The sequence below is a fragment of the Nannocystis pusilla genome, from assembly GCF_020073745.1.
In the GTDB taxonomy this organism is placed as follows: Bacteria; Myxococcota_A; Polyangia; order Nannocystales; family Nannocystaceae; genus Nannocystis; species Nannocystis radixulma.
Genome location: NZ_JAIRAU010000027.1, coordinates 459,847 through 477,636, shown reverse-complemented (window position 1 = coordinate 477,636; position 17,790 = coordinate 459,847). Strand labels below are relative to the sequence as shown.

Sequence of the window (17,790 nt, the reverse complement as noted above, 5' to 3'; positions counted from 1 at the left end):
TCTCCACGCACCGCCCGGCCAGGCCGCCTCTTCCCGCACACCTGGCCCCAGGACCGCGCGCGACCGCCCGGCTCGCGCGCCTCCTTGAATGCAGGCACGCCGACCCGCTATCGTCCCGCCGTGCCCCGGCGCACGCTCCTCGCCCTGCTCGCCGCGCTGCTGCCCGCGTGCACCGACGGCCCGGGTAACCCCGCGGGCGCGGCCGTCCGCGGCGCTGCCAGCACCTGGCTGCCCGATGAGGCCGAGTGCGCCGCCTGCCACGACGACATCGCCGACGAGTGGGCGCGCTCGCGGCACCATCGATCGTTCACCAACCGCGAATTCCAGCGCTCCTACGCCCGCGAGCCGACCCCCTTCTGCCGCGACTGCCACGCCCCCGGGCACGCGCACCTGCCCGCGGGCGACGCCGAGGCGCTCGGCGTCGGCTGCCTCGCCTGTCACGGCGACGGCGCCGCGATCGTCAGCGGCGTCCGCCGCACCGGCACCGGCGACGCCCCGCATGCGCTCCGCCGCGATCCCGGGTTCGCCACCGACAGCTGCGCCCGCTGCCACGAGTTCGACTTCCCGCCCGGCAGCGGCCGCGCCCCCGGCACCATGATGCAGACGACCATGCGCGAGCACCGGGCCTCCGCCCACGCCGATCGCAGCTGCGCCGACTGTCACATGCCGCGCCCCGATCTCACGACCCACCCGCGCCACGACTTCGCCTCCACCCGCGATCCCTCGGCCATGCGGCGCGCCCTCGACGTCACCGCGCGCCGCGACGGCGACGTCCTGCTGCTCGACCTGCGCACCCGCGACGTCGGCCATGCCTTCCCGACCGGCGATCTGTTCCGGCGCCTCGCCGTCCACGCCGCGCTCGTCGGCCCCGACGGCCGCGAGCTCGCCCGTCGGTCGCGGTACCTCGCGCGCCATTTCGTCCCGCGGCACCACCCCGACGGGCGGATCCGCCACGCCTCGACCCGGCCGCTCGTCGACGATCGCCTGCAGGGCGCCGCCAGCCTGCGCCTCGATCTGCGCCCCGACGCGCCGATCGACGGCGCCGCGCTCGTGTGGTGGATCGACCTCGAGCGCGTCGACGCCCGCGATCCCGACCGCCCTGAACAATCGACCATCGCCGATACTGTTCGCCTCGCCGACGGGCACCTCCCTCCATTGTCACCCGCGAGTCCACGACCATGACCACCCCGCATTCGCCCCATTCCCGCCCGTGGCTCCGTCTCGCCGCCCTCCTCGGCGCCGCGGCCTGTACCGCCAATCCGCCCGTCGACGCCCGGCCCGGGCCCGACGCCGCCCCGGCGCCCGCCCCTGTGGCTGCGCCGCCCGCCCCCGACGCCCCGCCCGCTCCCGTCGCCCGCGTCGAGCCGCCCGCGCCCGCACCTGCCCCGCCGTCCTTGCCGCCCCCGCCGTCCGGCGAACCGGCGCCCCCCGAGCCCGCCGGCGACGCACCACCCGTCGATCCCGCCGCCGCGCCGCCCGACGAAATCACCACACCCGCCGCGCTCGTCGCCGCGCCGATCGTCGCCGCCGAGCACCAGGCCGCGTGGCGCGACGTCGTCACATTGCCCGCCACCCCGGCCCTGAAGGGCTTTCAATACCTCGCCACCGGCGTGCTCGCCGGCGCCGGCGCCGATTTCTACACCCTCGACGCCGCCGGCGCGTGGGTCGCCGCCGGGATCGGGGCCCCGCCGGGGCATCTGGTCGGCCACTGGCCCGACGAGGTCTGGGCCGTCGAGCACGGCCAGACCCGTGATCGCGCCCTGCTGCCGCGGCTCCGACTGCACCGATTGCGCGGCAGCAGCCGGTGGGTCCCGCAGGCGATCGGCACCGATCAATGGGTGGAGACCGACCGCCTCGGCCCGGTGCGCAAGAGCTGGAACGTCGGCTTCCTCGCCATCCTCGACAACGGCCTCGTGCGCGTCGCCGGCAACGGCGCCCCCGACCCGGACCTGCCGATGGTCCGCGGCTCGCTCCGCGACATCGTCGAGAGCAAGGCCGGCGCGCTCTACACCCTCGCCGAGGACAATGGTTATTACGTGCAGATCGCCTGCGCCGACGCGGACTGCGTGCAGACCAACGCCACGCCGCTGCCGCCCGGCGCCTGGGAATGGGAGCACACCATCCCGCGCCAGAAGCACAGCGTCTCGATGACGCTGCGCGACCCCGCCACCGGCGCCACCGATCACATCCTCCATTACGAGACCGGCGGCTGGAAGCTCGAGGCCCTGCCCGCGGGCGCCCGCTTCGCCGGCCTGTGGCCGACCACCGACGGCGGCCTGTGGGCCCAGACCGCCGACGCCCTGCTGCACCGCGACCCCGCGGGCGCGTGGCGCAGCGTCGCCCTGCCCGCCGACGTCTCGGCCACCGGCCCCGTGTTCGCGGCCATGCCCAGAGCCATGACCGAGCTCGTGATCATGGGCGTCCGCGGCGGTGCCCCGGTCCTGCTCGCCACCGCGGCCAGGGCCCAGAACCCGGGCTGATCACGGGACAGCGCCCGGATCCGCGGCCCCCTCGCCGACCCGAGCGCTCCAACCGCGAAGCTCCGCCATCAGCCGATTCATCCACGCGTCATGGCCGCGTCCGCGCAGTCCGGCGACCTCGGCCGCCTCGAGCGGCACGAGGCGATCGTCGCGCTCGAGCCGCAGCGCGCACTCGAGCACCAGCGCCCGAACCTCCGCGCGGCGGACCGGACCGAGGCGCCCGGCGTCGAGGAGGCGCTCGCCGGCCGCGAGCGCCTCCTCCCACCGGCCGCCGCGGCACAGCCTCAGCGCCTCGATGATGGCAGCTTCGCTCTGCATGAACAGATCGGTGGAGCGCTGCAGCACGGCCACATCCTCGGCGGCCGCGTCGAGCTCGAGCAGCTCCACCCGCGCCCGCGCACGCAGGGCCCGCAGCCGCTGGCGCTCCCGCTTGATGAGCGCGTGCGTGGTCACGTCCGCCAGCTCCTGCCAGCGCGCCTGGCGGCACAGCAGGCGCGCGAGCAGCAGCTCCGCGTCCGGCGAGCTGGCCAGCGCGGCCCGGCAGCTCTGCTCCGCGACGTCGTCGTCCCCGCGCCGGAAGGCGACCTCCGCCCGGGTGAGGAGCGCCCCGGCGTGCTCCGGCCGCTCGCCGAGCACGCCGTCGGCGACCTGCCGCGCCTCCTCGTCGCGCCTGTGCAAGGCGAGGCACTCGGCATAATCGGCGCGCGCGTCCAGCGGATCGCGGCCGGCGGCGAGCTTGAACACCAGCATGACGAACGAATCGCCGGGCCCCGTGTGTTCCCGCCGCTCGTCGGCGAGGACCTCGAGCGGCAGCGAGCAGCCCGCGTGCTGCAGTTGCCAGCGGCGAAACGCCGCGCACTCGTCGCCATAACGCTCGTGCAAGTACGGCACGACGCAGGACTCGACCAGCCCGAACGCCCGCGTATCCGCGTAGGTCTCGGTCTTGTCGCCGGGATCCATGCGCCAGCGATCGCCGCGGGTGCGGAACGTATAATCATAGTGGTGCGACAATTCGTGCACCAGCACGGCGAGCGCCCGGAGCTTGAGGTAGACGCCGAACGGCCCGGGGGCGCCCGGCTCGTGGACGAACGCGTGGAGCCGGACGCTGGCGTCCTGCCCGTCGTACAGGCCCGCGAAATCCGGGCCATATGCGCCCGGCAGCACCTCGGAGCCGGGCCGCCCCGTCCACGGATCCGCGGACTCGTCCTCCGTCGCGCGCCGCTCGTCGCCGACACACAGGCGAATCGGCCCGAGCCCGTCCAGCGACCCCGGGGGCATGCGCCGCAAGATCTCCCGGACGTCCGCCTCGGTCGCGGCGTGGTGGACGTAGGGTCCGCCGTCCTCGACCAGCACCGGCGCCGTGTCGGGATCGACGATCGCCAGCGGGAGACGGCCGTCGCGCCCGCGCTGCTCCCGGATCCGCCGCTTGATCCGTCGCTGCCGCCGGATGTTCTCCCGCACCTCGTCGGCCAGCTCCGACTGGGCGTCGAGGTCGGCGTAGTCGTCGGCGAGGATCCGCTGGAGCACGCCGTGGGTGTCGTGGATGCTGCGAGACACGGAGGCGCATTGTAGGCGATTGCCACGGCGGCGAGCGAGCGCGACCCGAGGTGCGCAGACGCGCCTCACCGCGCTCGTGGATCACCTGTCGGCGACGAGGCGCGCGGACGGGCACCTCGGCATCGACGGCCATCGTGGTCCGCCCGCGATCAGACGCGCGGCCGCTTGAAGCAGACGATGCCCTGCGTCATCGTCACCAGCTCCCAGCCCTGATTCGCCGCCTGGGTCACGTCGTCGTTGATCCCGCTGACCGACGAGCTCGGCCCCATGCACATGTGCTCGAAGCGCGGCGCGGTGGCAGGATACTGGGCGATCGCGTGCCCGACGGTGCCGCCGGCGCAGCCGATGAGGATTCCCGAGAGGACGAGGGCGAGGTTCTTCCAGGTCATTGCCCGCCGACGCTATCACGCGCCGGGGCCGCCGAGGTCGGCCACCACCGGCCCGCTCCAGCCGCCGCCGCAGTTGTACGTAACCCACGAGCAGCACGAGCACCACGCGCGCGGAGACGACGGCGTCGCCGACGATAGCCCATGGTTCCACGTCGACGCGGCGCCCCGCGCCACCGCGTCACCCGTCGCATCGGTCGTGATCGCCTGGCCCGAAGGACAGCCAGCGACCAGCGTCGCCGCCACGATCGTCCACGACCCCGCCGCACGCCCCTCGACCTGCCTCGCGATCGAGTGTGCCGCCGCCCTCAAGCTCAGGTCGAGCTCGCTGGCCCGTCCGCCGATGGTGCCCTGGCCCGCGCACGAGCGGCCCGCCTCTCCGCGTTCGCTCGCCATTTCGCGCCTCGCGCGGCCCACGCCGCGACCTGTCGTGCCAGATCGCCGCCCTCCCCCCGGGAGAACCCCCTTATCATGCGCTCATGAAGCGCCGCGTCCGTCCGCTCGCCTTGCTCGCCCTGATCGCCACCGGTTGCGGGGTCCCCTCGCTCCTCGACAAGATCGACGCCGAGAGCGAGAAGTCGGTCGACATCGTCTGCTCGTGCAGCAACGTGTTCCCCGACCGGGCCATGTGCGAGGGCATGTTCAACTCGTTCCTCAGCTTCTTCGACCGCGACTGCCTCGAAAATGCCCTGGAGATCGACAAGGACGGCTCGAAGACGACCCTCAAGTGCTTTCTCGACCGCGCGCGGGAGTACAATGATTGCCTCGAGGACCGGCTCGACTGCAACGACGCGCAGTCTGTGTCGGACTGCCAGCAGAACTTCGACGACTGCCCCGAGCTGCCGCCGGCCGTGGATGAGAAGGCCTCGGCCTGCGCGGCCACCACCGACTGAGCCCGGCCGCGCCTGCGCGATCGGGAATGTCCTTCAGGACATGTTCTCTCGATCATCTGTCCGTGACGGCTACCACCGCCGAAGTTTCTTCACGCCGATGGCAGCGATGACTCAATCGCCGCCCCCCTTCGTGCGCCGGCCTTTGCCTCGCCCGCGCGGCGTGTCCACCTCCTGCTCGGCGGCCGCGCGCGCGGCCTCGGCCGCCTCCGCCCGGCTCTCCGCCGCCTCCGCCGCCAGCTCCGCCGCGTCGGCCCGCTCCCGCGCCGTCCTCGCCGCCTCCTCGGCCTTGTGCGCCAGTTGGTCGGCCTTGCGCGCCGCCGCCTTCGCGCGCTCGGCCTTCGTCGCCCACTGCTCGGCCTCGCGGCTGACCTTCGCGTACGCCCGGCGAGCGGCGGCCTGCTGCCGCGCCTCGGCCTGCTCCGCCTCCCGCTCCTCGCGAGCGGCAGCCTGCGCTTCACGAGCCGCCTCCCGCTCTGCCTCCCGCGCCTCGCGGGCCGCCGCCACCTTCGCCGCGCGAGCCGCCTCCCGCTCGGCCGCGCGCTGCTCACGAGCCGCCGCCTTCGCCTCACGGGCCGCAGCCTGCTCCGCCTCCCGCTGCTCGCGAGCCGCCTCCTGCTTCGCCGCGCGATCGATCCGGCGCGACGGCTTCGCGCGCTCACGCGTCGCCTTCCGCTTCACCTTCCGCTTCGTCGGCTTGCGCTCGCGCGTCGGCGTCTCGACCTCCGCGGCCGGCGGCGCTTCCTCGTCCGCGCCCCCTGCCATCATTCGCATCACGTCGCCGATGTCCGCCGGCTCGAGCTCTCGCGTCAGCGTCCCCTCGCGCAGCATCTCCCGCTCGTGCTCCGCCGCCGCGGGCGCGGATTGCAGGGTGATACGAATCGGGTCGAGGTGATCGCCCGGCGCGCGGATCCCCGCCTTTGCCAGCACGTTCGTCGCGGCTTGCAGCAATTCCCACACCAGCTGGTGGTGCGCCTCGCTCGCCTCGCGCAGCCCCGTCGCGCCGGAGCGCTGCGACTCGCGCATGCGTTCGCCCGCCTTCAGCAGCGCCGCCATCCGCCCCGGCTCGCGCCGCGCCAGCTGATTGATCGCCCACACCGCCGTGCTCGGCTTGCGCAGCGACTTCACCCGCGTCGCCCCGGCGCTGTCGCCCGCGGCCCGCAGCTTCGCGGCCAGCTCGTCGCGCGCCCGCGTGAACTCGGCCAGCGGCAGCCCGTAGAGCCCCGCGAGGCCGCCCGCCTCCGCGTCCGCCGTCGGTCCGGGGTTCTTCAGACGCCGCGCCATCGCCTCGTGCGGCGATCTTGACGCCTCGTCCGCCTCCGACCGCTCACACCTGCGATCGCCACCACCGGGCCGCGCTCGCGCCTGAACTCGGCGGGGCCGGCCCTGCCTCTCGCGGAGGCCGCGCGCCTCGCCGTCGAGCTCGCCGGCTCACTCCTCCGACCGGCCCCGCCGGCGCACGCGCTGCTCCTCCTCGTGGCGGCGGTACGCGTCCTCCTGCGTCAGCGGGCTCGCCTCCCGCGACAGCCGCTGCAGCAGCGCGAAGTGGCGGCGGAACATCTCCAGCTCCTCCTCCGACACGTCCTCCGCGTCGAGGACGCGATTCGACGCGGCCGGGTTGCTGGCGATCAGCTCGTCGAGCTTGAGCTGCAGCGCCAGCGTGTCCTTGCTCTGCGAGCGCTGCAGCAGGAACAGCATCAGGAACGACAGGCCCGCCACCACCTGCTCGATGGCGTCGGCGGCCTCCGTCCAGCCGAGGACCAGCGGACCGGCCACCAGCCACGCCACGACCACCGCCGCCGCCAGCCAGTGCGACACCGGGTGGACGACGAAGCGCGTCGCCAAATTGGCGATCCACTCGCCGCGCGTCGCGAATCGCGGCTGCCCCGTCGCCTCCTCGCATTCGTCGCGCTCCCGCGTCATCGCCCTGCCCCTCGGGTCGCCATGCCACGAATGCTCATACCGGGCCGTCCGCCGCGAATCGCACCGCTCGCGTCCGCGCCGTCGTCGTGACTCGGGTCCGTCGCCGCACCGTCAAGCCCGCCGCAGGCCAGCGAGCGCAGGATCGGGCCGCTCGTCGCCGTCGCCGAATCGACGCGCTCTCGCGCCGCTCCCGGCCAATCGCGCGCTCCGCCGATTCGCCGGACGCGGCGATTCACCCCGGGCTCATCCCGGTCGACTCGCGCCGCTCCGGCGGCGAGCCATGCGGACCACGCGCCGCCCACATCTCGAACTCGGCGAGGTCGTGGGCACACAGCACGCGGACCGCGTCGGCGTGCTGATACAGCAGATCGCGGAGCCGCTGCTGATTGCTCAGCCGGGCCCGGCGATCCACCTCCATCATCGCCTGATACGCGCGCAGCCCGATCGGGCAGTGCGGGTTGTTGACGTTGATCTCCGCGTGGAAGAAGTACGCGTCGCCCGCGTGCAGCAGCCAGCCGTCGTCCGCCTGCACCGCCACCCCCGCGTGTCCGGTCGTGTGACCGGCCAGCGGCACCAGCAGGATCTCCGGCCCGAGCCCGACCAGCTGGCGCACGCACGCGAACCCGAACCACTCGTCGCCCGCCGGCCCGTAGGTCTGCCACGAGCCCGCCATCGACCATTGCAGCGGCCGGTAGCGGCCGCGCGCGATCAGCCCCGCGCGCTGCTGGGCCGCGTGGGCCTCGTCGGCCAGCAGATGCACCTGCGCGTGCGGGAAATCCGTCAGCCCGCCCGCGTGGTCGAAGTCGAGGTGCGTCAGCACGATGTGGCGGACGTCCCGCGGCGAGAAGCCCAGCCGCTCGATCTGCCGCACCGCCGTCTCGTCGACGTCGAGGCGCGGTCGCATGAGGCCGACGAAGAAGCGGCTCAGGCGGATGTCGGGCGCCTGGATATCCTCGCGGCCGAGGCCGGTGTCGACCAGTACGAGCCCGCGATCGGTCTCGATCAGCAGGCAATGGCAGGGTATCCGCGCCCGACCGACGTCGTCGGGCGCTCGCCCCATCAGCCGCCCGCCGACCGGGCACATGGTTCCGCAATTGAGGTGATGAATGCGCACGGCGACCTCCGCGGATCAGGCTGCGCGGATTCCTTGCAGCGGCAACGAGGTCGCGCGCGGCCCGTCGCGGGCGCGACAGCGACGGCGCCCTCGCTGCGGCCGTCCGGGCCCGGCGCGGCCGCCGGAGCCGTGACCCGGAAATCCTCGCACCCCGCGACCACCGACCTCGACGTTCGTCTCCGGCGTCGGACCCGCCGGCGCCGCCGCCAGCGGGCGCGCCTGCGCGTCTTCGCCCGCGCTGCCGCGAATGTCGGCTCGTCCGCGGCGCGGCGCGAGCAGTCGCATCACAGCCGTGCGCCGTGGACCTCCCCGACCTCCAATCGCCGTCCCGCGCCTACCCGGCGTCCCAGGCGCTGCTGCAGCGCGCCCGCTCGCTGATCCCCGGGGGCTATCATTTGTCCGGCCGCCCGCTGCTGTCCCCCGGCGATTCGCCGATGTACTTCGAGCGCGGCGAGGGCTGTCGCGTGTGGGACGTCGACGGCCACGAATACATCGACTTCATCATGGCCTACGGCCCGCCGCTGCTCGGCTACGCCCACGAAGAGGTCGACCGCGCCGCCTTCGACCAGGCCCGGCGCGGCAACCTGCTGAGCCTGAATCATCCGCTGCACCTGCGCTTCGTCGAGCGCCTGGTCGCGCGCTTCCCCGGCGCCGAGATGGGGGCATTCTTCAAGACCGGCTCCGACGCGACCACCGCCGCCCTGCGGCTGGCGCGGCGGGCCACCGGCCGGCGCCGCGTCGCCCGCTGCGGCTACCACGGGTGGCACGATTGGTGCCTCCCGCTGGCCGACTTCGTCCCCGCCGGCCTCGATCGGCAGGTCCTCGAATTCCGCCCCGACGAGCCCGACTCGCTGCGCGAGCTGCTGCGGGCCCACGGCGACGAGATCGCCGCCGTGATCCTCGCGCCCGAGATGATGCCGGCCGCCCGCCCCGAGCTCACCCGGCAATTCGCCGAGCTCACCCGCGAGCGCGGCGCCGTGTTCATCCTCGACGAGATCAAGACCGGGCTGCGGATCCGCCCGAATTCGTTTCAGCAGTGGGCCGGGGTCGTCCCCGACCTCACGACCCTCAGCAAGGCGCTCGGCAACGGCTGGCCGGTCGCCGCGATCGTCGGCAAGCGCGAGATCCTGCGCCACGGCGCCGAGCTCCACATGTCGGCCACCTACCACGGCGAGACCACCGGCCTGGCCGCCGCGCTCGCCACCCTCGACATCCTCGACCGCAGCGACGTCACCGGTCACGTGTGGCGCCTCGGCGAGCGCCTCATCGCCGGCCTGCAGCGCGCCGCCGACCGCTTCGCCGTCCCGGCCCTCGCCTACGGCGAGCCGTTGCCGCCGATGCCGTTCCTCCGCTTCACCCACCCCGATCCGCAGGTCCGCGACGCCCACGCCGGCACCTTCTACCGCGCCATGCTGCAGCGCGGGGTCCTGCTGCACCCGCGGCACCTGTGGTTCGTCAGCGCCGCGCACCGCGACGACGACATCGATCACACCCTCGCCGCCGCCGAGGCCGCGCTCGCGGCGGTGCGCCGGCGTCACCTCGATCTCTAGCCCGCCGCCGGGCGACCGGGCGGGCGGAGCTCGCGTGGCGGTGCCCACATTTCGCGCGCCCTGGGAATTCACCCTGCCCGCTCGCACTGACGTGATTTTTACGCCCCGGCGCGCTTGTCAACAATACAGCCTCGCCCATGCTCAGCCCACCGCGCGCCCGCGTTTGTCCGGCTCCCAGCGATCTTCGGCCATGACGAACCCCAGCACCACGACCCGCGGTCCGATCTGTCCGCGCCCGCTGTTGCGGCGGGCCGACGACAGCTGGGTCAGCCTCGACGGGATCTGGGAATTCGCCATCGATCGCGCGGCCGTCTGGGTGCACCCGACCGAGGTCGCGTGGACGCACCAGATCCTGGTCCCGTTCGCGCCGGAGACCGAGCGCAGCGGCGTCGGCGAGAAGTCCTACTTCGCCGCCTGCTGGTACCGGCGCACCATCGATCTCCCGCGCACCGACGCGGGCGAGCGGCTGTTCCTCCGCTTCGGCGCGGTCGACTACGCCGCCACCGTGTGGATCGACGGCGTCCACGTCGCCGTGCACGAGGGCGGCTACACCCCGTTCTCGATCGAGCTCCCGCCGCAGCTGCGCGCCGGCGGCTCGGTCGAGGTCGTCGTGCGCGCGCTCGACGACCCGCACGACCTCGCCAAGCCGCGCGGCAAGCAGGACTGGCAGGAGCACCCGCACTCGATCTGGTACCCGCGCACCACCGGCATCTGGCAGACCGTCTGGCTCGAGCGCGTGCCCGCGGTCCACATCGCCTACCTGCGCTGGACCTCCAACCTGTTCCGCTGGGAGATCGGCTTCTCCGCCACGATCGCCGGCCCCGTGCCGCCGACCGTCGCCCTGCGCCTGCGCCTGTCGAGCCGCGAGCGCCTGCTCGCCGAGGATCACTACGTCTGCACCCACAACGAGATCCACCGCCGGATCCCGCTGTCCGACCCCGGCATCGACGACGCGCGCAACGAGCTGCTGTGGTGCCCCGGCTCGCCCAACCTGCTCGACGCCGAGATCGAGCTGCTCGCGCCCGACGGCCGCGTCGTCGACGCCCTGCGCAGCTACACCGCCCTGCGCACGATCGGCGTCCACCGCGACCAGATCCTCCTCAACGGCCGCCCGATCCGCCTGCGCATGGTGCTCGATCAGGGCTACTGGCCCGAGACCGGGATGACCGCCCCCGACGAGGGCGCCCTGCGCCGCGACGTCGAGCTCGTCCTCGCCATGGGCTTCAACGGCGTGCGCAAGCACCAGAAGATCGAGGACCCGCGCTATCACTACTGGGCCGACCGCCTCGGCCTGCTCGTATGGGAGGAGATGCCGAGCGCCTATCGCTTCAACGGCCGCTCGGTCCAGGCGCTCACCAACGAATGGATGCAGGTGCTGCTGCGCGACAGCAGCCACCCGTGCATCGCCGCGTGGGTCCCCTTCAACGAGTCGTGGGGCGTGCCCAACCTGCCCGACAACCCGTTCGAGCGCCACTACGTGACCGCGCTCTACCACTTGACCCGGACGCTCGACCCCAACCGCCCGGTCGTCGGCAACGACGGGTGGGAGAGCGTCGCCACCGACATCGTCGGGATCCACGACTACGAGTGCGACCCGCAGCGCATGATGCGTCGCTACCAGGCCCCCAACGTGCGCCACAACCTCTACGAGCGCGAGCGCTTCGGCGGCCGCGAGCTCGTCCTCGGCAACTTCCAGGAGTTCGTCCACCCGGTCGTCCTGTCCGAGTTCGGCGGCATCGCGCTGTCCCCCGATCGCCAGGGCACCTGGGGCTACGCGCGCAGCGACGACGCCGTCGAGCTCGAGCGCCGCCTGCACGCGCTGTTCGAGGTCGTGCGCGCCCAGGACATCCTCGCCGGCTATTGTTATACGCAGTTCGCCGACACCTATCAGGAGGCCAACGGCCTGCTCCACGCCGACCGCACGCCCAAGGTCCCGCTCGAGCGGATCGCCGTGTTGAACGGCCTCGGCTCGCCCACGCCGCACGACGACCACGGCCAGCAGGGGCAGGAGGTGTGATCGGTGTACAAGCGCAGCCTGACCAAGCCCGACGGCCGCCGCCTCCACCTCTACGGCCGCAGCGAGCTCCCCCCCGACTGCGTGGCCGACGGCCCGCGCGGCGGCCAGGGCGGCTCGCACATGCGCTGGCACCCGCTGCGCGGCGAATGGGTGGTCTACGCCACGCACCGGCAGACCCGAACCTTCCTGCCGCCGCCGGAGTACAACCCCTTGCTGCCGACGAGCGACCCGTCGCAGCCGACCGAGGTGCCCGGCTGCGCCTGGGACGTCGCCGTCTTCGACAACCTCTACCCCTCGCTGTCGAGCACGCGGGTCGAGCCGCCTGCCTGCATCGTCGACACCGCGCCGGGCGTGGGCGCCTGCGAGGTCGTGGTGTTCTCCCGCGACCCGCATGGTTCGCTGGGCGGCCTGCCGCTGGCGCAGATCGAGCTCATCCTCGAGGTCTGGGCCGACCGCACGCGCGAGCTCGGCGCGCGCGACGACATCGCCCACGTGTTCCCGTTCGAGAACCGCGGCGTCGAGGTCGGCGTCACGCTGCACCACCCGCACGGCCAGATCTACGCCTACCCGTTCGTGCCGCCGCTCGTCGCCCGCGAGCTCGCCAACCAGCGCACGTACCACGCCACGCGCGGCAGCAACCTCCTGCTCGACCTCCTCCGCGCCGAGATCGCCGAGGGCGAGCGCATCGTCTACGCGGGCGACCGCGCGGTCGCCCTCGTCCCCGTGTGCGCCCGCTACGCCTACGAGGTGTGGGTCGCGCCGCTCGTGCCCTGCCCGTCCTTGCTCGCGCTCGACGAGGCGACCCGCCGCGACCTCGCCCGCGCGCTCAAGACCATCCTCCTCAAGTACGACGGCCTGTGGAACCGGCCGTTCCCGTACGTCATGGCCTGCCATCAGGCCCCGTGCGACGGCGACAGCCACCCCGAGTCGCAGCTGCGCATCGAGTTCTATCCGCCGTATCGCATGCCGGGCCGCCTCAAGTACCTCGCGGGGACCGAGCTCGGCGCCGGGGTGTTCACCGCCGAGACCCTGCCCGAGGACAAGGCCGGCGAATTGCGGGCCGTGGAGGTGCGCCTCGATGATTGAGCGCGACGAGTTCATGGCCCTGTACGGGCGCCCGCGCCAGGTCGTGGCCAGCGCGCCCGGCCGCGTCAACCTCATCGGCGATCACACCGACTACAACGGCGGCTTCGTGCTCCCGACCGTGCTCCCGCAGCGGACCCAGGTCCAGCTGGCGCGCCGCGACGACCGGCGCGTCCGGGCCGCCAGCGCCCAGCGCCCCGACGTCCTCGACTACGAGCTCGGCGCCGAGGCCCGCACCGGCAGCTGGCTCGACTACGTGCAGGGCATCACCGCCGCCCTGCTCGCCGACCAGCGCTCGATCACCGGCTTCGACCTGCACATCGACTCCACCGTGCCCGTCGGCGGCGGCCTGTCCTCGAGCGCGGCCCTCGAGGTCGCGCTCCTCCGCGGGCTCCGCGACCTGTTCTCGCTCGCGCTCGACGACGACGTCGTGGCCGCCCTGGCCCACCGCGCCGAGGTCGAATTCGTCGGCGTACCGGTCGGCATCATGGACCAGATCGCCTGCAGCCGCGGCCATCCGGGCCTCGCCCTGTTCATCGACACCCGCACGCGGGTCGTCGAGCCGATCCCGCTGCCGCCCGACCTCGGCCTCGTCGTCATCGACTCCGGCCTGCCGCACGACCTCGCCAGCAACAACTACCGCGTCCGCCGCGGCGAATGTGAACAGGCCGCGGCCGCCCTCGGCGTCAGGCAATTGCGCGACGTCGCCGGCGACGACCCGCGGATCGCCGCCCTGCCCGATCCGCTGCCGCGGCGCGTGCGACACGTCGTCGGCGAGAACCAGCGGGTGCTGGACGCCGCGCGGGCGCTGGCCGCCGGCGACCTCGCCCGGCTCGGGCGCCTGTTCGACGAGTCGCACCGATCGATGCGCGACGACTTCGAGGTCTCGTTGCCCGAGATCGACCTGCTGGTGGCCCTCGCGCAGGCCGACGAGGCCGTGTTCGGCGCCCGCCTCACCGGCGGGGGCTTCGGCGGCGCCGTGGTCGCGATCACCGAGTCCGCCGGGGCAGCGCGGGTGGCCGGCGACGTCGCCGCCGCGTACCACGCGAAGACGTCGCGGCGGCCAATGATCGTACTCCCGAGCTTGCGCGCCTCCGCGACCCGACCCAAGGACGTCGAATCATGAACCTGCTCCAACCTGGCGAGCCGACCGATCGATGCGGCCGCGAGCTCATGCCGCGCCCGCTGCAGTACGATCTCGTGTGCCTGTCGCACCTCCGCTGGGACTTCGTCTATCAGCGCCCGCAGCACCTGCTGACCCGCTGCGCGCGCGCGCGGCGGGTCTTCTTCGTCGAGGAGCCGCGGCACGACGACGGGCCCCCGCGGCTCGAGTGCGAGCGGCGCGACTGCGGCGTCACCGTGGCCGTCCCGCACCTGCCGCACGACCTCGCCGACGCCGAGCGCGAGGCGCTGCTGCGCGTCCTCCTCGACGACATGGTCCGCGCCCACGAGCTGCGCAACTACGTCCTCTGGTACTACACTCCGATGGCGCTGGGCTTCACGCGCCACCTCCGCCCGGCCGCCGTCGTCTACGACTGCATGGACGAGCTGTCGAACTTCCTCGGCGCGCCGGCGGCCCTGCGGCAGCGCGAGCTCGAGCTGCTGCGCACCGCCGACCTCGTGTTCACCGGCGGGCGCAGCCTGTGTGAGGCCAAGCGCGAGGTCCGGCCGACCGCGCATCTGTTCCCCAGCAGCATCGACGCCGCGCACTTCCGCCGCGCCCGCGCGCCCCAGCCCCAGCCCGCCGATCAGGCCGGGCTCAAGCCCCCGCGGCTCGGCTGGTTCGGCGTCGTCGACGAGCGGTTCGACCGCGAGCTGCTGGCCGCGGCCGCCGAGCTGCGGCCCGAATTCAGCTTCGTCATGATCGGACCGGTGGCGAAGATCAGCCCGGCCAGCCTGCCGCGGCGGCCCAACATCCACTGGCTCGGCCCCAAGCGCTACGCCGAGCTCCCGGCCTACATCGCCGGCTGGGACGCCGCCATCATGCCGTTCGCGCGCAACGCCTCGACGCGGTTCATCAGTCCGACCAAGACCCCGGAGTACCTGGCCGCGGGGCGCCCCGTCGTCGCCACCTCGATCCCCGACGTCGTCGATCCCTACGGCCTGCAGGGCCTCGTCGCCATCGCCGACGAGCCGGCCGAGTTCGTCGCCGCCGTCGAGCGGGCCCTCCGCCGGCCGCGCGGCGGCGACTGGCTGGCGCAGGTCGACGCCTTCCTCGCCCGCAGCTCGTGGGACGACACCTGGCGGCAGATGGACGCCCTCCTCCTCGACGCCGTCCTCACCCGGTCGACCGCCGGAGCGCGAGAGCACTGACATGTTCGACTACTTGATCGTCGGGGCCGGGTTCGCCGGCAGCGTCCTGGCCGAGCGGCTCGCCGCCGGCGCCGGCAAGCGCGTCGTCGTCGTCGATCGCCGCCCGCACATCGCCGGCAACGCCTACGATCATTACGACGACGCCGGCGTGCTGGTCCACAAGTACGGCCCGCACATCTTCCACACCAACTCGCGCGAGGTGTTCGAGTACCTGAGCCGGTTCACCGCCTGGCGCCCCTACGAGCACCGCGTCCTCGCCAGCGTCGACGGCCAGCTGCTGCCGATCCCGATCAACCTCGACACCGTCAACCGCCTCTACGGCCTCGGCCTCACCGCGCTCGAGCTCGAGCAGTTCTTCGCCGCCCGCGCCGAGAAGGTCGAGCCGGTGCGCACCTCCGAGGACGTGATCGTCAGCCGCGTCGGCCGCGAGCTCTACGCCAAGTTCTTCCGCAACTACACCCGCAAGCAGTGGGGCCTCGACCCGGCCGAGCTCGACGCCTCCGTCACCGCGCGCGTGCCGGTCCGCTGCAACCGCGACGACCGCTACTTCGACGACACCTACCAGGCCATGCCGAAGCACGGCTACACGCGCCTGTTCGAGCGCATGCTCGCCCACCCCAACATCAAGGTCATGCTCAACACCGACTACCGCGACATCGCCGGCGAGATCGGTTACCGCGAGATGATCTACACCGGGCCGGTCGACGAGTTCTTCGACCACCGCCACGGCAAGCTGCCCTACCGGTCGCTGCGGTTTCACCACGAGACCTACGACCAGGCGGTGTACCAGCCGGCGCCGGTCGTCAATTACCCCAACCAGCACCTTTACACCCGCGTCACCGAATTCAAGTACCTCACCGGCCAGGAGCACGCCAAGACCAGCGTCGTCTACGAGTACCCGTGCGACGACGGCGACCCGTACTACCCGGTCCCGCGGCCCGAGAACGCCGAGCTGTACCGCCGCTACAAGGCCCTCGCCGACGCCACCCCCGGCGTGCACTTCACCGGCCGGCTCGCCACCTACCGCTATTACAACATGGATCAGGTGGTCGCGCAGGCGCTCACGCTCTACGCCCGGCTGTGCCAGCGATCCGGCGCCGACGCCCCGCGGACCGACGACCATGGACGAGACCCTCGTGTCCTCTCCGCCGCCTCTTGAGCTGTGGGGCGGCATCGAATGCACCGTCAACCGCGTCGGTGATCGCGTGTACGATCAATTGCGCGCCGGCGGCCACCACGAGCGCGACGGCGACCTCGACGCGATCGCCGGGCTCGGCCTCACCGCCCTCCGCTACCCGGTGTTGTGGGAGCGCACCGAGGTCGCCCCCGGCCGCCACGAATTCGCGTGGGCCGACCGTCGGCTGGCGCGCCTGCGGGCCCACGGCATCACCCCGATCGTCGGCCTCGTGCACCACGGCAGCGGCCCGCGGCACACCCATCTGCTCGATCCGCGGTTCCCCGGCTTGCTCGCCGACTACGCCGGCCTCGTCGCCCGGCGCTACCCCTGGGTCGACCTCTACACGCCCGTCAACGAGCCGCTGACCACCGCGCGCTTCAGCGGCCTGTACGGCCACTGGTACCCGCACCACCGCAGCGACGCCTCGTTCTGCCGCGCGCTCGTGCATCAATGTCGGGCCACGCAATTGGCGATGCGGGCGATCCGCCGCGTCCACCCGCGCGCCCGGCTGGTCCACACCGAGGACCTCGGCGCCACCCTGTCGACCCCCGCGCTGCTCTACCAGGCCGAATTCGAGAACCAGCGCCGGTTCCTCTCCCACGACCTGCTGTGCGGCCGCGTCGGCCGCGATCACCCGCTGTACGATTATTTGCAGTCCGCCGGCGTCACCGAGGCCGAGCTGGCCCCCATGCGCGACGAGCCGCCGCCCGACCTGCTCGGCGTCAATCACTACATCACCAGCGTCCGCTTCCTCGACGACCGCGTCGAGCACTACCCCCCGCTGCTCGTCGGCGGCAACGGGCGCCACCGCTACGTCGACGTCGAGGCCGTGCGGGTGTGCGCCGACGAGTGGCCCCGGCCGCACGAGCTCCTGCTCGAGCTCGGGCGCCGCTACCCGCTCCCGCTGGCGATCACCGAGGTCCACCTCGCCTGCACCGTCGACGAGCAGATCCGGTGGTTCCACGAGCTGTGGCGGGCGGCCGAGCGCTGCCGCCGGCTCGGCGTCGACGTCCGCGCCGTGACCGCCTGGTCGCTGCTCGGCGCCCACGACTGGCACTGCCTCGTCACCCGCCCCATCGGCCGCTACGAGCCGGGCGCCTTCGACGTCAGCGACGGCGCCCCGCGGCCCACCGAGCTCGCGCGCTTCCTCGCCGGCGTCGCGCGCGGCAACGCCTCGCACCCCGCGCTCGATCGCCCGGGCTGGTGGCGCCTGCCGGCCCGCCTGCTCCACCCGCCCGTCACGCCCGCGCGGCGCCCCTCGTCCCGCCCCGAGGTCGAGGTCGTCGGCAGCGACTGATCT

General features: G+C 73.2%; 16 protein-coding genes. 10 read left to right on the top strand and 6 right to left on the bottom strand.

Translation table 11 applies throughout. From position 1 onward, the window contains the following. Positions 1-120: 120 nt before the first annotated feature. Together K7C98_RS20735 and K7C98_RS20730 are read left to right on the top strand one after the other, a co-directional pair. Entirely contained in the window at positions 121-1,182 is a 1,062-nt protein-coding gene (locus K7C98_RS20735; protein WP_224193436.1) for a multiheme c-type cytochrome, read from the top strand. Beyond that, the gene (locus tag K7C98_RS20730; RefSeq protein ID WP_224193435.1) at positions 1,179-2,480 is read left to right on the top strand and encodes a hypothetical protein; all 1,302 of its coding nucleotides are present in this window, start codon (positions 1,179-1,181) and stop codon (positions 2,478-2,480) included. The genes K7C98_RS20735 and K7C98_RS20730 overlap by 4 nt, the downstream gene beginning before the upstream one ends. Here the strand turns inward: K7C98_RS20730 and K7C98_RS20725 are convergent, their stop codons facing one another. From K7C98_RS20725 to K7C98_RS20715, 3 genes are all read right to left on the bottom strand, one after another. After that, positions 2,481-4,037 (bottom strand): hypothetical protein, encoded by a 1,557-nt coding sequence (locus K7C98_RS20725; protein WP_224193434.1) that lies wholly within the window; start codon positions 4,035-4,037, stop codon positions 2,481-2,483. Positions 4,038-4,186: 149 nt separating this feature from the next. Further along, a complete protein-coding gene (locus tag K7C98_RS20720) occupies positions 4,187-4,426 on the bottom strand; it encodes a hypothetical protein (RefSeq protein ID WP_224193433.1) in 240 nt (79 codons plus the stop codon). Between the two features lie 15 nt (positions 4,427-4,441). Next, positions 4,442-4,819: a hypothetical protein gene (locus K7C98_RS20715; RefSeq protein WP_224193432.1), complete on the bottom strand. Its 378-nt coding sequence runs from the start codon at positions 4,817-4,819 to the stop codon at positions 4,442-4,444. Positions 4,820-4,902: 83 nt separating this feature from the next. On the opposite strand from K7C98_RS20715, the gene K7C98_RS20710 reads away from it, so the two are divergent. Beyond that, the gene (locus K7C98_RS20710) at positions 4,903-5,316 is read left to right on the top strand and encodes a hypothetical protein (RefSeq protein ID WP_224193431.1); all 414 of its coding nucleotides are present in this window, start codon (positions 4,903-4,905) and stop codon (positions 5,314-5,316) included. Positions 5,317-5,427: 111 nt separating this feature from the next. On the opposite strand, the gene K7C98_RS20705 is transcribed toward K7C98_RS20710, so the two are convergent. The 3 genes from K7C98_RS20705 to K7C98_RS20695 form a co-directional block, all read right to left on the bottom strand. Then, complete coding sequence (locus K7C98_RS20705; RefSeq protein ID WP_224193430.1) at positions 5,428-6,369, bottom strand: hypothetical protein; 942 nt, start codon at positions 6,367-6,369, stop codon at positions 5,428-5,430. 375 nt (positions 6,370-6,744) lie between these two features. After that, positions 6,745-7,236: a low affinity iron permease family protein gene (locus K7C98_RS20700; protein ID WP_224193429.1), complete on the bottom strand. Its 492-nt coding sequence runs from the start codon at positions 7,234-7,236 to the stop codon at positions 6,745-6,747. A gap of 232 nt (positions 7,237-7,468) precedes the next feature. Continuing rightward, positions 7,469-8,350 (bottom strand): MBL fold metallo-hydrolase, encoded by an 882-nt coding sequence (locus K7C98_RS20695; RefSeq protein ID WP_224193428.1) that lies wholly within the window; start codon positions 8,348-8,350, stop codon positions 7,469-7,471. Positions 8,351-8,649: 299 nt separating this feature from the next. Here K7C98_RS20695 and K7C98_RS20690 point away from each other — a divergent pair, with 299 nt between their 5' ends. The 7 genes from K7C98_RS20690 to K7C98_RS20660 all read left to right on the top strand — a co-directional run bounded on the left by K7C98_RS20690 (position 8,650) and on the right by K7C98_RS20660 (position 17,787). Then, positions 8,650-9,900 (top strand): aspartate aminotransferase family protein, encoded by a 1,251-nt coding sequence (locus K7C98_RS20690; RefSeq protein ID WP_224193427.1) that lies wholly within the window; start codon positions 8,650-8,652, stop codon positions 9,898-9,900. A gap of 190 nt (positions 9,901-10,090) precedes the next feature. After that, positions 10,091-11,917 carry a glycoside hydrolase family 2 protein gene (locus K7C98_RS20685; RefSeq protein WP_224193426.1) on the top strand — a complete coding sequence of 609 codons (1,827 nt, stop codon included), beginning with the start codon at positions 10,091-10,093 and terminating at the stop codon, positions 11,915-11,917. A 3-nt stretch (positions 11,918-11,920) separates the two neighbouring features. Next, on the top strand, positions 11,921-13,003 hold the full coding sequence (gene galT / locus K7C98_RS20680) for a galactose-1-phosphate uridylyltransferase (protein ID WP_224193425.1): 1,083 nt from the start codon (positions 11,921-11,923) through the stop codon (positions 13,001-13,003). Next, complete coding sequence (gene galK / locus K7C98_RS20675; protein WP_224193424.1) at positions 12,996-14,126, top strand: galactokinase; 1,131 nt, start codon at positions 12,996-12,998, stop codon at positions 14,124-14,126. Before galT ends, galK begins: the two co-directional genes overlap by 8 nt. Continuing rightward, positions 14,123-15,313 (top strand): glycosyltransferase family 1 protein, encoded by a 1,191-nt coding sequence (locus tag K7C98_RS20670; RefSeq protein WP_224193423.1) that lies wholly within the window; start codon positions 14,123-14,125, stop codon positions 15,311-15,313. The genes galK and K7C98_RS20670 overlap by 4 nt, the downstream gene beginning before the upstream one ends. 1 nt (position 15,314) lies before the next feature. Beyond that, the gene (gene glf / locus K7C98_RS20665; protein WP_224193422.1) at positions 15,315-16,472 is read left to right on the top strand and encodes a UDP-galactopyranose mutase; all 1,158 of its coding nucleotides are present in this window, start codon (positions 15,315-15,317) and stop codon (positions 16,470-16,472) included. After that, the gene (locus K7C98_RS20660; RefSeq protein ID WP_224193421.1) at positions 16,435-17,787 is read left to right on the top strand and encodes a family 1 glycosylhydrolase; all 1,353 of its coding nucleotides are present in this window, start codon (positions 16,435-16,437) and stop codon (positions 17,785-17,787) included. The genes glf and K7C98_RS20660 overlap by 38 nt, the downstream gene beginning before the upstream one ends. Positions 17,788-17,790 lie beyond the last annotated feature (3 nt).

Bases quoted from the DNA above. Each gene is read 5' to 3' on its own strand.
- K7C98_RS20700 (WP_224193429.1), bottom strand. From the start codon at position 7,236: ATGACGCGGGAGCGCGACGAATGCGAGGAGGCGACGGGGCAGCCGCGA.
- glf (WP_224193422.1), top strand. From the start codon at position 15,315: ATGTTCGACTACTTGATCGTCGGGGCCGGGTTCGCCGGCAGCGTCCTG.
- K7C98_RS20715 (WP_224193432.1), bottom strand. From the start codon at position 4,819: ATGGCGAGCGAACGCGGAGAGGCGGGCCGCTCGTGCGCGGGCCAGGGC.
- K7C98_RS20685 (WP_224193426.1), top strand. From the start codon at position 10,091: ATGACGAACCCCAGCACCACGACCCGCGGTCCGATCTGTCCGCGCCCG.
- K7C98_RS20720 (WP_224193433.1), bottom strand. From the start codon at position 4,426: ATGACCTGGAAGAACCTCGCCCTCGTCCTCTCGGGAATCCTCATCGGC.
- K7C98_RS20730 (WP_224193435.1), top strand. From the start codon at position 1,179: ATGACCACCCCGCATTCGCCCCATTCCCGCCCGTGGCTCCGTCTCGCC.
- galK (WP_224193424.1), top strand. From the start codon at position 12,996: ATGATTGAGCGCGACGAGTTCATGGCCCTGTACGGGCGCCCGCGCCAG.
- K7C98_RS20705 (WP_224193430.1), bottom strand. From the start codon at position 6,369: ATGGCGGCGCTGCTGAAGGCGGGCGAACGCATGCGCGAGTCGCAGCGC.
- K7C98_RS20710 (WP_224193431.1), top strand. From the start codon at position 4,903: ATGAAGCGCCGCGTCCGTCCGCTCGCCTTGCTCGCCCTGATCGCCACC.
- K7C98_RS20670 (WP_224193423.1), top strand. From the start codon at position 14,123: ATGAACCTGCTCCAACCTGGCGAGCCGACCGATCGATGCGGCCGCGAG.
- K7C98_RS20660 (WP_224193421.1), top strand. From the start codon at position 16,435: ATGGACGAGACCCTCGTGTCCTCTCCGCCGCCTCTTGAGCTGTGGGGC.